Raw genomic sequence first — 13,907 nt, 5'->3', positions numbered from 1 at the left:
AAATTAGTGATATTACTCATTTAGTTGTAGGCGCTTTCTGGCCCATTAAGTGGATTTATTCCGGCTGAATTAAAGCGGCTTACGCTTAAAGATCCGATGCGAGATAAGCGTCAAAGAGACAATCCACAGCAAAAATAAACCGTACATGGCCGATAAGCCCCAATCCGTCGTAGCTATCATCGCCAAGCTGCCTGTCGCGCCCTCGCCCTCTATCGCCACTAAATTGATTGCACGGTAGAGGTCTGTTGGGCTCATGGCGATCAGAATATTAATCAGGAATTGATTAGCGAAGGAAAAATCAGAGACCAACAGGGTCAAGAGCAATAGATCATAGATCAGCACAAATAGAAACCATAGCAACAGTAAACAACCGATCGCCTTGGCTTTCTCGGTGCACTTGAGGCTGACGATGTAACTGAGCAGAATAAAGGTCAGTGCTAACAAATTACTACTGAGTAGGAACTGCGCAAACGCCGCCACTAACTCGGCGCCATTGTACTGCTCACCAACGAGTAGCAGCAGGGCTGCTGTCAGTCCAAAGGCAAAGCCTGTCGCAGTCAACATCACTGTGATATGGCCGAGTAGTTTACCGAAGATAATCTGTGAGCGCGTCAGCGGGTAAGATAGCAGTAACAATAAGGTACCCGCCTCCTCTTCACCGACAAAGCTGTCGTAACAGAGCAAAATCGAAGCCAGCGGGATGATAAATACCGAGATGGTCGATAGGCTGCTCATCAAACTACCAAGCTCTGGCAGATACAGGCTGCCTGTCACTGCGCTACCGGCGAAGCTGACGCTCAAAGAGAGCAGTAAAAAAATACTGCCCATAAAGGTAAGCCAGCGATTACGAGAGCTATCGCAGATCTCTTTATGGGCAATAATCAAAATCGGGGATTTAAGTCTATTCATCTGCATTCTATGACTGCTCAACCGAGGAGCGTAAAGATTGCCCCATTAAATCGTGGTAAATATCTTCGAGCCTTGGCTCTTTGATTTCAAAATCAAATATTTGGCATTGTGAGACTAAGTGCTTAACGATGTCGACCTTCTTATCCGCGTCAAACTGCAGTAAGCCATCTTGGTAAAACTGCTGCAGATAGGCATTGGTCTTCACTCTTTCACTCAGCTCACTAAAGTGGATACGGGTCTTGATCGAGCTGGCATTTCTCAGCTCGGCGCAGGAACCTATGGCGAGGCGCTTTCCCTTGGCCATGATCAAGGCTCTGTCCAGATGGGATTCAGCCAGAGACAACTCATGGGTCGAGATCACCACCGCGCAGCCCGCCAGCTTTAACTGATTGATCTTGCCGTAGAGGAACTGTGATGCCTGAGGATCGAGCCCCACCGTTGGCTCATCGAGTAGCAAGACCTTAGGCTCTGATAAAATGGCTTGTGCCACCCCAAGGCGCTGTTTCATCCCTTTAGAATACGTTTTTAGCTGTCGATGCTGGGCGTATTCGAGGCCAAACTCCTCAATCAGTGACGCAACACGAGGCTGATTCACCCCTTTTAACGCCGCAAAATAACTTAGTACCTCACAGCCTGTCAGCTTGTCATAGAAGTTTGCATCCTCAGGCAGATAGCCAAGACGCACGCTATTGTGAGCCTGACTTTCCTGTGCATTCTGCCCCAAAATATTGACCGTTCCGGATGTCGGCATGATCAGGCCTAGAATGATCTTAATCAGGCTAGACTTACCGGCACCATTGTGACCGAGCAGGGCCATGGTCTGGCCTGCCTCGACATCAAAACTGACGCCATCGAGTGCGGTAAAGTCGTTATATTTAAGGCTAACATCGGTTAGCTGTATTGCGAGTTCTGACATTGTGGTCTCTGCTCTGCTCCTATGATTGCCCCTAGGTTGTGGGGTGGCTGTGCTCATCAGTACTGCGCCCTATAGACGCTACCTGTACTGCCAGTGCTGCCCGCACTGATCAGGGGAAAGCTGTCGACAATGCCTGTAGCGGCGCCGACTTCAAATTGGCCTTGCACCCAACGTAGCAGCGCAACCACGGGGCTGTTCATCAGGAAACGCGCCTCAGGATAGAGCCAAAATAGCTTATCGAGGCTGTCGTTAGGGCGGTAAGGTTTATCGGCGATGCCGTCATGGTTTGCATCCCAGCCCATATAACCGCTCCAGTAATTCCCACGTCCTTGATGACTCCACTCTAAGAGCGAGTCGCCCACGTATTTCACTTGGGTCTTATTATTGACAAACTGATTACCGTAAACCTTATTCTTCTCACCGCCCATCGCCATATAGATACCGATGTCACTGGTGGAGAACAGGTTATGGCTCACTTCATTATCGCGGGCGCCGTAGATAAAAATCCCTTTACCCTCATTGCCAAGCTCAGCCGTGCCTTGTGGGTTATGCCCCAGCGATAAGCGGTTATGACTCACGATGCAGTGGTTACTGATATTGAGCAGCACGCCAAAGTCTAAGGTATTGGAGGCCTGATTTTGATGTAGGTTAACGAACTCTGAGCTCATGATGGCGTAGCCACCATCGACGTTATCCACCTCGTTGCCATAGCCTTCATCATGCTTGGTATACATGTAGTGAATACCATACTGTGCAGAGTGGAAGCGGTTATCGAACACTAGGCTGTTAGTGCTGGTTTCCAGATAGACACCATCCCTAACATGGGAAATTTTGTTGTCATGCACCACAGGTGCATCGACCCCCTTGAGATAAACGCCATCGCCCCTGTCGAGCTTATACAGCGCGGGGTTGCCAGTGATGACATTATTCACCACGGTAATATGCTTGCTATTTTCCGAATAGATCCCAAAGCCATCACCTTTAAGGTGACTCGACTCGATACGTACACGGTCGGCGTTATCTTGTACCAAGATGCCGGAGTCGAGCTCATAGAGATCAGCGCCCCAGTTTTGAACTTGTAAGTTGGAGATGGTGACATCCGAAACAAACACACTAATGGCGCTACCACTGCCTTGGGCATCGATAATCGCGCCCTTTTCACCCATTAGCATGATGGGCTGATGGATCTCAAAATGGCCAGAATATTCACCCGCCTTTAAAACAACGGTGTCGCCCGCTTTAACCATCAACAGTTGCTGTTTAAGGCCTTCGGCGTTCGACACCGAGTAGTTCGCCGCGACGGTAAGCGGGCTAACAAACAGGCAGAACCAAGTGCTAAGGCAGACCTGTTTCGCTGCCTTTCTCAAACTGTTACGCGCCAGCTCTGAGCCACAATTTTTCATGAGTTTCTTCATAATTTAGTAACTAACCATTGTAAGCAACCATGGTAAGTAACCACTCACCTACAACTATTCGCCCGCTAACAGGGCGATATCAATTTTTTCATATGGGAGAACGGCGCCGCCAAACTCCTGAGCAAACTTAACCGCATCGGCTTTATTCTTAAAGCTGGCCACCGCTGGACCCATTACCGCTTTTTTAATGCTGCCGTAGACATACCAAGCCTGGGTTGCATCGGTAAAGGCGTCATCTTTAGGTTGTTCCCAATCTGTAGCTGCTACGTCATGGACAAAGAGCGCTTCGATTTGGCGTTTGTTCTCGCTCTGCAGTGCGAAGTTAAACATATCGCGTGTCGAGCAGAACTTGGGCACTATCGACTGTTCTTTTAGGTGAACTTGCCCCTTAGGCCCTGGATACTTAGTGATCATCATGCCGCACAGGTGGCAACGGTCATGTTCATGAATGGCCTGGGCCGTGTATTGCGTTGCATCCGCGCTGCTATCGCTACACGCACTCATTAGAGGTAAAAGGAATAGTAAACAGATTAACTTTTTCATTGTATTTCCAGAATCAAATATGCTTTCAGGCTACCCCTTCAATAGCCTTGCAGGGGCGACATTGAAGGGCTAGCTTACTCACAGCTAGCGAAATTCAGGAGGGTGGAGCTAAAGCGAATTGTTCACTAAGCGCCCATAGGGAAAGCGCTCAAAGACCACATGCTTCAACACCACCACCATTTGAACTTACTAGCATTATTAGTATTGAGTCTTTGATCACTCCATCGTTAAGGGGATACCTAAACGACTTGGGGAGGAGTCACCCCAGACTCACTACTTTTTACACATCAGATTAATCAATAGCGGCGTTAACTTAGGGGGCGTTAACGCGTTATCGATAGACTCCGACTAGATGGCATTTAACTGACCGGCGTAAATGATGAATAAACGCAAGCACATCATGCCGACTACTGCACACATACCAGACATGAAAAACGCTTTAGCCGAATGGCTGAACGCTTTACCTGTGGCGAAGTTAAGCAATAGTGGACCAACAAAACCAATACCCACAACACCCATCCAGAACACATTAGCCCATACGCCGCTATGGAAAGCGGCAAATGCACTCTGTGCACCAGCATTACCCGTTGCTAAAGACATGACAATCATGAATAGAAACAGGGCTTCGGCTGCCATTACTGGCCATTCAATGGCATGTAACGTGTGCATATCTTTGCTGTGTAAGTCTTCTTTAAATACCGAGACTGCAACCATTTTTGCAGCAGCAGCACCGGCTGAAAGACCTGACGCAACAAATAGCGCAGGCAATACAGAGGTATTGATGATTGGGAAACGGATCAAGGCCGAGATCAAGAAACCAGTATAGGCACACACTGACATAGCAAGTACAAGTACTAGCTTTTCAGATGGCGCGCGAATAACGCGTAACTTGTCGATAATTGGCAACAAGAAATGCAGTGGCTTACATGCCTTAATCTCTTCCTCGAACGCGAACAGTGTCACCAACGCAACCAAAGGAATGTATGCATTTAGGACAAGAACACCCACAGACATCACAGAGTTTAGGTTGTAAAACACCAAGATTCGCCAGAAGAACAGCGGGTTAGTCAAATCTATAACCAGACACAACATACCTACCGCAATCGTGACTAATGAAACTAAAGACGCCGCCTTTAAAAAAGGCGTGTTTTCAGTTTGTTTTTTATAGAAACGAATAAACAGCGCAACCGCTAATGCACCACCAGAGATACCAGCAAAGAACAGGTAAACCGCAATTGGCCAAGGCCAAGCGATGCCTTGTGAAAGGCCCATTGTAAATTCAATATTACCGTCCATGACTATACTCCTAGCTTCACAATAGGGATGTAACGTAGGCTAGGTTCAGTACCGAAGCCCGGCTTAATACGTACCGAGTCCTTAACTGCTAATAGCTTACTCACATATGAAGTTGGATCGTTTGCATCACCAAAGATCAGCGCATCGTAACGGCACTGCTGCACACATGCAGGTAACTCACCAATGGCAAGCTTGCTGTTTAGGCAGAAGTCACAGTTGTCGGCTACGTCAGTTTCTTTGTTGATGAAACGTGCGTCATATGGGCAAGCACCGATACAGTACTTACAACCCGCACATTTCGCCGCATCCATGGTCACAATGCCAGTCTTCTCATCACGATGTGCAGCGCCCGTTGGGCAAACTGTTACGCAAGGAGCGTTCTTACATTGCTGACATGAAACGCGCACAAACTTACGCTGACAACCACAGTCATTGGTTTTACCACAGTGTGGACAAGGTTGACCTTCAATGGCGCTTGATTGCTCTTCCATTAATAGTCGAGACTTACCTTCGGGTAAGTGGTTAGCCTTATTACAGGCTTCCTTACACTCACCACAACCAACACATTTGTTTTGGTCGAAAACCATTACATAGTGCGGCTTGTTGGTGTCTTCCTTATCTTTGACCGAGCTACACCCAAGCGGTGCTAATATCAAAGAGCTGGCTCCAAGACCTTTAAGGAACCTCCGTCTCTCTAGATTTTCACTCACAGCATCCTCCGAATATCGGTATTCAACCGACACGTTATTTTTTTAATTTAATATTTTTACTAGCGTTTATTTAGGCGTTAATGAGTTAGTCGAAATCAACTTGCGTTAATTTTTGCTTAGACTTTTCAATTGCAAAATTAATAGCGTCAGAATTAAAAACTTGAACCTTATTGGTTAAAACAATATTCCAGTTATCTATCGCCTTCTGATAGTTACCGTTTAGGTAAGCATCGTTGGCAATAAGTAAGCGGGTATTGAGCTCTTCGTGATGCAGAGTTAGCGCCCTCGCGATCACTAAAGAGGTATCCATGCTGATTACTCGACCATCTCGGTAGTACATGGATGATGCTTTTAACCCTAAGGCCTCAGTATTCTCGCTGTTAATCACCAGCAATTGATCTAAGGTTTCGATCGCATCTTTATATAGGCCGCCATCGATATACGACTGGGCTAAGCCTAATAACACTAGTGGATCATCAGGGTTTTTTTCGGCAAGTTTCTGTCCCTTATTGATATCAGCAACCAGTAGATAATCGACATTGTAGTCAGCCATCGCTAAGTCCAAGTCCTGGTATCGACCTAACATCAAATAGAGGAATACAGAAACACTGATTAAAAATACACCTATGAATCCAAAAGGATAATTATTGTTTGAATTAACATCATTTGACGTGATGTAATTATTAGAGCCAAAACAGTCTCCAACCTCATTTTCTAAGTCTTGGATTCTTGTGCCATATTTAAAATGATGGCAAAAAAGAAATGCAAACGAACAAAATAAGGTAATTGAGATACTAATAAGTACAGTATTCATTTCGGCTCTATATCAATAATTAATATCAAATTTATTAGTGTGGATTGGCGCCCATAGAGCCGCCCATCATGCCACCCATACCCATGCCACTTAGACCCATGCCGTGAGCACCTTCACCAGGCGCTTCAACTTTGACTAATTCAACTTCGAATACCAAAGTTGAGTGAGGCTGAATCATGCCAACAACACGGTCGCCGTAAGCAAGTGCAGGTGGAATAGCTAACTTAAATTTTGACCCTTGAGGCATTAAAGCAAGGGCTTCTTGCCAGCCTTCAATAACGGTAACTAAAGAGAAACGGTTTGGTTCGTTACGATCATAAGTACTGTCAAACTCAGTGCCATCAATCAAGGTACCCTTGTAGTGAACAGTGACAACATCATTGCCTTGCGGCATTGCACCTTCACCCATGGTGATCACTTCATATTGCAGGCCTGACTCGGTCTGCTTAACATCGCTGTTTTTAGCATTTTCAGCCATGAAAGCTTCACCAGCTGCTAAGTTCTTAGCAGTCAGTGCATCTAACTTGACCTGCTTAGCCGCATTTAGCGTTTCGGCGCGCTGGTTTAGGTAAGTCACGATTTCCTCTTTAGACATTTTTGTTTCGTCTTGTAACGCATCGAGTAAACCATTTACAACTTGACCCATATCAACTTCAGCGCCGAGCTGAGTTTGGCCATATACCTGACTAGAGATATGGTGACCAAATGACGCACCTATACTGTACGATTCCTTTTCAACGTCAGTCGTTAGGTCGCTATTCGCAAAACACGACACCGATACTGATAGGGTTAGACAAGACACAACGGCCAAGACACTTTTTTTAAGCTTTTTCATACAATCAATCTCACTAAAAATAAATAAACATAATCCGTTATGGCTTTTCTGTTACTCGATTCGATAAACGCCAGCCGTAAATTCCATCTGGCATTTGACGAACATTGGTATAACCCAATTTCATCACGTGTCGAGCAGCAATTTCACTGGCATTACAAAGACGGTTTGCACAGTAGAGAACCAACTGTGCGTCTTTGTTTTTTGGCAGCAAGTCTTTCCAATTTTTAACGTTGAAATAAACAGCGCCTGGAATGAATCCTTCTGCCCATAACTCCAATGTATTGACGTCGAAGAAGTAAACTCCCTCTTTGCCCACTAAGGTTTCTGCTTCTACCATGGTGATCGTATTAAGCGGTTCATCATAATATTTAGCAGGGGCCATCTCTTGACCACCACCGGCATAACTGCCCGCCGATAGCATTGATAACAAGACGGTGAAAACGACACTTCCCAGTACTCTATTCATAATTTCTCTCTTAGTTACCTCAACCTAAGTAGCCTTAGGTTGAGGTCGGTATTAACTCAATTACATTTTTTTAGCGCTGTAACCAACACCGTCAAGAATATTTTGAGCTTGGGTAACATAAGTTAGGGCTGCGTCTAGACGCTTCTGGCTGTAACGGAAGCCATGAACACCCCATGAACCATCTTTCTTGATTAAGTCGATAGTTTCTTGTGCTTTCTCAGCTAGCATTAGGACTTGAGTCTTGTCTTCAGTAGACAGCTTAGTCACTTCTAGTAGCGTATCGATACGTTCAAGAGCTTGTTCAACTTTGGCGTAAACATCCTTAACAGGTGTTTGCATCTTCATCACTTCGCCATAGATCTCTAACTGGTCGTCGTAATGCATGCCAGTTTCTAGCTCAGACTGGAATGGGCTATGACAACCCTTGTTATCCACTACGTCTTTGTCAGAAATCGCTGTACGAGCACATGACCACATTAAGTCTAAGTAGTTGTGACCTTCTTCGTTCTTAGCCACAGTCCAGCCTTTAACGCCTGAATCACGTGGTTGACCTTCAGGAGGGTTCAATGTCTTACGCTCTGGGTCGATATCGATCTTCCACATGTGTGAACGACGTACCGCATCGAAACCTGCGCTATCTGGGAACTGAATCGCAGCGAAGTTTTCACAGCTACCCATGTTAGGCATGTGACAGCTCTGACATGTTTGGTTGCTGTGAGTGTCAGTGTTGTCAGCGATCATTGCTTGCGCTTCGTGACAGTCAACACAGTCTTTCTTCAGCATTGGCTTAGAGAAACCAGATAGGAAGTCGCCATCAGTCACTTCGTGTGGATCGTGACAAGTTGTACAACGCATGCCTTTCTCGTAGTGAGAAGAAGCAAACATTTGCGAACCTTCAGTACCACAAGATGGACAAGCAGACTTCATGTATACGCCGAATGCGTATTCCATCTTCTCTTGTGCTTGTTCTGTATCAGCTAGTGCGTCAACGAAGAAGAAACGCTGGTGACAACGTTCACAGTTAGACTGCATGCCGCCAGTACCGCCATCTAAGTGACCGCCCGCGCCATGACACTCTTCACAAGAGATACCCTTAGAGATAGTGTGCTCTTGTAGCTTCTTAGCGTCGCCAAGTGCATCGAAGAACTCTTGCTTGTTTTGGAAGTCAAACTTGTATGTATGGCACATTTCACAGTAAGAGCTACCAGGTTGGAATAGCATCTCTTTCTCGTACTTAGCACCGTATGAAGTCATACCCCACTGGTGAGAACCGGTAGCGCCAAACTCTTCTAGCGTTACTGGGAACTCAGGAATTGCTTTATTAATCTTCTTCGCCATCTCTGGAGTTAGCCATTCAGCCCAACCACGAGAGAACTGGTTAGCACCGGCAACCATCTTGCCTGTACCTTCAGATAACAAACCGTCACGAACGTGGTAAGTACCACGAACCAACCATGAATCTAGGAAACCGTACTTAGTACGTGGTGTACCAATAATGGCGTACACGTCGTTAGCACGAATACCGTCTGGAAGCATTGATGCATCACTACCGTATAGCTTTGCATTCAAATCGCCATTTGGTACTTCTTTATCGGTAATTTCGCTTGGGAAACGAACTACGTTAGCGTGGCGCGAACGTTGCCATTTCTCGAACTGAGTCGCGTGACACTCACCACACTTCTCTGGACCGACGAAATTGTTTGGGAAATCCAGTGTAGATTTAGCACCTAGACGGTACTGAACAGCACTTGGACGACCCACACGCTTGCTATATGCCTGGCTTCCACCAGTGTCTAAATATTCTTCACCACGGTCACTAATATGGTAATCACCAATTAAGTTACCTTCTTCCTGATACTTGAACATTGGATGGTTTTGAAATAAGAAATCAAATAACTCATCTTCTTGAACAATATAATCGTGTAGTGATTTAACACCTGTTCTTTCTTCTGTACCAGCATAGTTTGCGATTGCATTCTTAGCAGATGCACCCATTTCAGGAACGCTATTGTACTTGCCACCAGCGGCATTTACAGAACCAATAGCGCCGAAACAAAACAGCACACTCGCGGCTGCTTTAAGTTTCCAACTTTTCATCATCACTCCTAGTTATAACCTAGTTATAGTATTTTCATCATCATTCAACTAAGGCACTCTCTTGTTTAGCGAACAACTGAACAATTGAGTTGAGGCTATTTTCCACATCTTTTTTGGAAAGAATACGCGTCACTGCAAGAAATGAGATCTAGAAAAGCACAGATAGTAAAAAATCAGTGAAAAACAAATACAAACAATGACTTAGATTAATTATTGCAGTGTGTTTTTCACTTGTAATCGCACCTTTTGACATCTAAAAGGATCTAAAAAATCCTGATTTAGACGTGAAAAAACATCAGAAAGCAAACGGGATACTATAAAGGCTAGAGAGGTCACAAAACACTTCGCTAATATAACCTACCCTTGAGTTCAATGACGTAAAACAGTCGTTGCTAAAGCATCGAATCTGGCTAATGGTTAATAATTAGCAGTCAAAACAATTTAATGAATCGCTAAATTCAAAATCAAGCAATAGTGAAAAGCCAATTAACAAAGCATAAATTTCACACAGGCTTTTTGAACTTTTAAACGTAAACAAATAGAGAAGTTAATAAGATGATCCCAGAGTTAGGACTTATTTTCCTTATCATTAGCACAGTCACTGCTGTGTTACTTGCGTTTATTCCGCTCTATGCGTCATATACTAAAAACCATTATTTATTTAGTTATGTAAAAACATTAACCGCATTAATGACGGTCACCATTAGCGCTTCTATATTATGTTTGCTTATTTCATTTTTACTCGATGACTTCTCGGTTGCCTATGTTGCCAACCATTCCAATACGCAATTAGCCACCCTATATAAAGTCGCCGCGGTATGGGGTAGCCATGAAGGCTCAATGCTGTTTTGGGTGGTATCGATAGCCATTTGGGGCTGTTTGATTGTGTTCTCATCGCGCTACCAAGATCCACTGTTTATTGGCCGCATGATTGCCATCTTGGCATTTGTTATTGCCGGCTTTAACTTATTCATGCTGTTTACCTCTAACCCCTTTGCGCGCTTGCTGCCAAACTTCCCGGTTGAAGGTCGTGACCTTAACCCAATCTTGCAAGACATAGGCCTTATCTTCCATCCGCCGATGTTGTTCTTAGGCTATGTTGGCTTAACCATCACCTTTGCCGCCGCGATTGCGGCGCTACTGGGGGGCAAGTTTACTCAACAACATGCTGGCTATTTGCGTCCTTGGGTGCTTATGGCCTGGGTCTTTTTAACTGGTGGTAATGCCTTTGGCTCATGGTGGGCCTATAACGAACTTGGCTGGGGCGGATGGTGGTTCTGGGATCCGGTGGAAAACGCCTCGTTTATTCCCTGGTTGGTCTCCACTGCATTACTGCACAGCGTGGTACTGAGTCAGCAACGTAGCAGTTTTAAGATCACCACCCTGTTGCTGTGTTTACTGGCATTCTCATTGAGCTTATTAGGCACCTTCTTAGTGCGCTCAGGTATCGTACAATCGGTACACGCCTTTGCGTCAGACCCGACTCGCGGCATGTCAATTCTATTCCTATTGGGTGTTTTTGTGTGTGGCGCCTTAACCCTGTTTGCCTTAAAGGCTCATTTGATTAAGTCTAAGTCTGACTTTGCCCTCATCTCACGAGATAGCGTGATGTTGCTCGGCAACATCGTCTTAATCGTGGCAGCTATCTCAGTGCTACTCGGCACCTTCTATCCACTGCTATTCGAGCTATTAAATCTAGGTACCCTATCTGTTGGCGCGCCTTATTTTAATAGTATGTTCGTGCCACTGACCTTTGTCGCCGTATTGCTCATGGGCGCTGCGCCGCTTATTAAGTGGCAACAACAGACGTTAAATAGCTTATACCCACTACTTGGATTATTTGCCGCGGCCGCAGTGATAGGTGTGCTGGTCGCAATACAAACTCGTGATGGCTTTAACCCTTGGGTATGGATTGGTGCCACTTCAGCTAGCTGGATATTGCTAACTCTTGGCTACTTAATGTTTAACCTACGCCAGCAAGGATTAGCCGTTATCGCTAACAAGGCTGCCATGTTGATCGCTCACCTTGGTGTGGCTGTCACAATTATCGGCGCTACAGCCGTATCCAACTTTGAAACGCAGGAGTTACTCAGAATGGGGCCGGGGCAAGGCAAGGTCGTTGCTGGATACACCTTTGTGTATGAAGACACCGTTGATGTGGATGCCACGAGTTATACCGCGATTCAGGCTAACATTCGCGTCACCGATAGTGATGATAACTTTATCGGTTATATCACCCCACAGCGCCAAACCTTTAAGACTAACGCCATGGAGACGACTCAAGCGGGCATTATGCGTAACTTAGCGCGCGATCTATATGTCTCCAGTGGCCAACAATTGAGCGAGACTGAATACTTGGTACGTATTAGCCACAAACCACTGGCGTGTTGGCTCTGGATTGGTGGCTTGATGATGATGTTTGGCGGCACTATTGCGGCTTTTTCAGGCTTACATAACCTCCGTCAGCAAAAAGCAAAGGCTCACTCCTCGTCCTCACAAGTCACATCTAAGTATACCGAGGAATTAGCATGAGCAAAGCATACACGTCGACGTTAATGCGCTTACTTGCAGGCCTAGCCATATTGCTTTGCATAAGCATCTCTGCGCAAGCGGCGAGCGATAAAATCCATTACACCCAGGACCAAATTCGCGATTTGGGTTTTGAGATTGCCCATGAGCTACGCTGTCCAATGTCTGTTAATCAAAACCTATTTGACTCAAGTGCACCTATCGCCAGCGAGCTTAAGGGGCAGATTTTTTTGATGCTAGATCAAGGCGAGTCTAAGGCTGAGATCATCGATTTTTTAGTGCAGCGTTACGGCGAAAAAATCCGTTACCAGCCAAGTTTTTCAAGCGCAACGGCCCTGCTCTGGTTTGGTCCATTACTCCTTCTATTCGGCATAATCGCCTTCGCTGCGATTTGGATCCGTGAACAACGTAAACATCAAGATATTAAGGCTAACACCCATGAATAAAACACATTTACTGAGCTGCTTACTGGTTTTCTCATCCCTGCTTATACCAGCACAAGCTCAAGTCGCCTCAAATAAGGTTTATAGCACAGGTAAAGCCATTGAGAAGCCGCTTATCATGTCACGCTTTATCGAGATGCAGTCGGCTCGCTCGGTACCTGAAGTGATGTTTACCGACACTAAAGGTGAGCAAATTAGCTTAAAGCAATACAAAGGGAAATTAGTATTAGTAAACCTTTGGGCAACGTGGTGCGCACCGTGTATCAAAGAGATCCCGCAGATGGAAAACATCCGCCAAGTTAATAAAAACAACAACTTGGTTGTGGTTCCTATCTCAATTGACGAAGAGAGTGACAAGGTACAGGCCTTCTTAGAACGCCATGAACTTGGCCATTACCAGACTTGGTTAGATCCTCAGAAAACCATCGACCAAATTATGCCAGCCGACGTGGTACCTGCAACTTACGTGTTTGACGGCTCAGGCAACCTAATAGGCTTTTTACGTGGTTATCTTGATTGGGGCGACAAAGAAGTGCAGCCGTATCTTGAGAAGCTAACGGCAAAGTACGCGCATCGTTAGTTCTAGGATCAAGCTAAGACGGTAATGCCGATAGGGGCTGAGACGGAAAGGCAGGATCAAAACCCATTGTAGGTCGGCGTTTATGCCGTCTTTTGACTGTATAGCAGGACGAAGTCCGTTCTAGCCGCGAAGCGTCCTCGAAACGAGTATGCGAGCGCTCTAGGTCCTAGGTCCTAAAGTGATTTAAACATTGCTTTCCTTGCTAAACGCCCATTTCGATGGGTTATGACTTTCACCCTCTCCATGGTGAGATTTGGCTTATTAATAATTCGATTAATAGCTACGCCAAGTGCCTTGTCGATTCCTAACCGACAAGGCTTTTTTTTGTCCTGACTACTACCAATGTCTCACGCC

General features: G+C 45.6%; 13 protein-coding genes. 3 read left to right on the top strand and 10 right to left on the bottom strand.

Features of this window, described 5'->3' with window-relative positions; all coding sequences use genetic code 11:
• Positions 1 to 69: 69 nt before the first annotated feature.
• The 10 genes from SHAL_RS02845 to SHAL_RS02800 all read right to left on the bottom strand — a co-directional run bounded on the left by SHAL_RS02845 (position 70) and on the right by SHAL_RS02800 (position 10,001).
• A complete protein-coding gene (locus SHAL_RS02845) occupies positions 70 to 915 on the bottom strand; it encodes an ABC transporter permease (RefSeq protein WP_012275689.1) in 846 nt (281 codons plus the stop codon).
• Between the two features lies 1 nt (position 916).
• Positions 917 to 1,825 carry an ABC transporter ATP-binding protein gene (locus SHAL_RS02840; protein ID WP_041415807.1) on the bottom strand — a complete coding sequence of 303 codons (909 nt, stop codon included), beginning with the start codon at positions 1,823 to 1,825 and terminating at the stop codon, positions 917 to 919.
• A gap of 56 nt (positions 1,826 to 1,881) precedes the next feature.
• Entirely contained in the window at positions 1,882 to 3,240 is a 1,359-nt protein-coding gene (gene nosD, locus SHAL_RS02835) for a nitrous oxide reductase family maturation protein NosD (RefSeq protein WP_012275687.1), read from the bottom strand.
• 54 nt (positions 3,241 to 3,294) lie between these two features.
• Positions 3,295 to 3,783 (bottom strand): nitrous oxide reductase accessory protein NosL, encoded by a 489-nt coding sequence (locus SHAL_RS02830; protein ID WP_012275686.1) that lies wholly within the window; start codon positions 3,781 to 3,783, stop codon positions 3,295 to 3,297.
• A gap of 348 nt (positions 3,784 to 4,131) precedes the next feature.
• Positions 4,132 to 5,079 (bottom strand): NrfD/PsrC family molybdoenzyme membrane anchor subunit, encoded by a 948-nt coding sequence (nrfD, locus tag SHAL_RS02825; protein ID WP_012275685.1) that lies wholly within the window; start codon positions 5,077 to 5,079, stop codon positions 4,132 to 4,134.
• Positions 5,080 to 5,081: 2 nt separating this feature from the next.
• Positions 5,082 to 5,789, bottom strand: a complete 708-nt coding sequence (locus SHAL_RS02820) for a 4Fe-4S dicluster domain-containing protein (RefSeq protein WP_012275684.1) — start codon at positions 5,787 to 5,789, stop codon at positions 5,082 to 5,084.
• Between the two features lie 85 nt (positions 5,790 to 5,874).
• Positions 5,875 to 6,342: a tetratricopeptide repeat protein gene (locus tag SHAL_RS23375; RefSeq protein WP_223296235.1), complete on the bottom strand. Its 468-nt coding sequence runs from the start codon at positions 6,340 to 6,342 to the stop codon at positions 5,875 to 5,877.
• A 295-nt stretch (positions 6,343 to 6,637) separates the two neighbouring features.
• Positions 6,638 to 7,438: an FKBP-type peptidyl-prolyl cis-trans isomerase gene (locus tag SHAL_RS02810; protein WP_012275682.1), complete on the bottom strand. Its 801-nt coding sequence runs from the start codon at positions 7,436 to 7,438 to the stop codon at positions 6,638 to 6,640.
• Positions 7,439 to 7,475: 37 nt separating this feature from the next.
• Entirely contained in the window at positions 7,476 to 7,904 is a 429-nt protein-coding gene (locus tag SHAL_RS02805) for a rhodanese-like domain-containing protein (RefSeq protein WP_012275681.1), read from the bottom strand.
• A gap of 60 nt (positions 7,905 to 7,964) precedes the next feature.
• Positions 7,965 to 10,001, bottom strand: a complete 2,037-nt coding sequence (locus SHAL_RS02800; RefSeq protein ID WP_012275680.1) for a multiheme c-type cytochrome — start codon at positions 9,999 to 10,001, stop codon at positions 7,965 to 7,967.
• A gap of 555 nt (positions 10,002 to 10,556) precedes the next feature.
• Here SHAL_RS02800 and SHAL_RS02795 point away from each other — a divergent pair.
• Genes SHAL_RS02795 through SHAL_RS02785 form a run of 3 tightly spaced genes read left to right on the top strand, consistent with a single transcriptional unit; the run spans position 10,557 to position 13,553 of the window.
• Positions 10,557 to 12,533: a heme lyase CcmF/NrfE family subunit gene (locus tag SHAL_RS02795; protein WP_012275679.1), complete on the top strand. Its 1,977-nt coding sequence runs from the start codon at positions 10,557 to 10,559 to the stop codon at positions 12,531 to 12,533.
• Positions 12,530 to 12,976, top strand: coding sequence for a cytochrome c-type biogenesis protein (locus SHAL_RS02790; protein ID WP_012275678.1), 447 nt, complete (start codon positions 12,530 to 12,532; stop codon positions 12,974 to 12,976). Before SHAL_RS02795 ends, SHAL_RS02790 begins: the two co-directional genes overlap by 4 nt.
• Positions 12,969 to 13,553, top strand: a complete 585-nt coding sequence (locus SHAL_RS02785; RefSeq protein ID WP_012275677.1) for a TlpA family protein disulfide reductase — start codon at positions 12,969 to 12,971, stop codon at positions 13,551 to 13,553. The genes SHAL_RS02790 and SHAL_RS02785 overlap by 8 nt, the downstream gene beginning before the upstream one ends.
• Positions 13,554 to 13,907: the final 354 nt, after the last annotated feature.

Source organism: Shewanella halifaxensis HAW-EB4, from assembly GCF_000019185.1.
Classification (GTDB): Bacteria; Pseudomonadota; Gammaproteobacteria; order Enterobacterales; family Shewanellaceae; genus Shewanella; species Shewanella halifaxensis.
This window is presented reverse-complemented; position numbering and strand designations above follow the sequence as displayed.

Excerpts from the sequence above, each read along its gene's own strand:
- SHAL_RS02845 (WP_012275689.1), bottom strand. The coding sequence starts at position 915 with ATGCAGATGAATAGACTTAAATCCCCGATTTTGATTATTGCCCATAAA.
- SHAL_RS02840 (WP_041415807.1), bottom strand. The coding sequence starts at position 1,825 with ATGTCAGAACTCGCAATACAGCTAACCGATGTTAGCCTTAAATATAAC.
- nosD (WP_012275687.1), bottom strand. The coding sequence starts at position 3,240 with ATGAAGAAACTCATGAAAAATTGTGGCTCAGAGCTGGCGCGTAACAGT.
- SHAL_RS02830 (WP_012275686.1), bottom strand. The coding sequence starts at position 3,783 with ATGAAAAAGTTAATCTGTTTACTATTCCTTTTACCTCTAATGAGTGCG.
- nrfD (WP_012275685.1), bottom strand. The coding sequence starts at position 5,079 with ATGGACGGTAATATTGAATTTACAATGGGCCTTTCACAAGGCATCGCT.
- SHAL_RS23375 (WP_223296235.1), bottom strand. The coding sequence starts at position 6,342 with ATGGCTGACTACAATGTCGATTATCTACTGGTTGCTGATATCAATAAG.
- SHAL_RS02810 (WP_012275682.1), bottom strand. The coding sequence starts at position 7,438 with ATGAAAAAGCTTAAAAAAAGTGTCTTGGCCGTTGTGTCTTGTCTAACC.
- SHAL_RS02805 (WP_012275681.1), bottom strand. The coding sequence starts at position 7,904 with ATGAATAGAGTACTGGGAAGTGTCGTTTTCACCGTCTTGTTATCAATG.
- SHAL_RS02800 (WP_012275680.1), bottom strand. The coding sequence starts at position 10,001 with ATGAAAAGTTGGAAACTTAAAGCAGCCGCGAGTGTGCTGTTTTGTTTC.
- SHAL_RS02795 (WP_012275679.1), top strand. The coding sequence starts at position 10,557 with ATGATCCCAGAGTTAGGACTTATTTTCCTTATCATTAGCACAGTCACT.
- SHAL_RS02790 (WP_012275678.1), top strand. The coding sequence starts at position 12,530 with ATGAGCAAAGCATACACGTCGACGTTAATGCGCTTACTTGCAGGCCTA.
- SHAL_RS02785 (WP_012275677.1), top strand. The coding sequence starts at position 12,969 with ATGAATAAAACACATTTACTGAGCTGCTTACTGGTTTTCTCATCCCTG.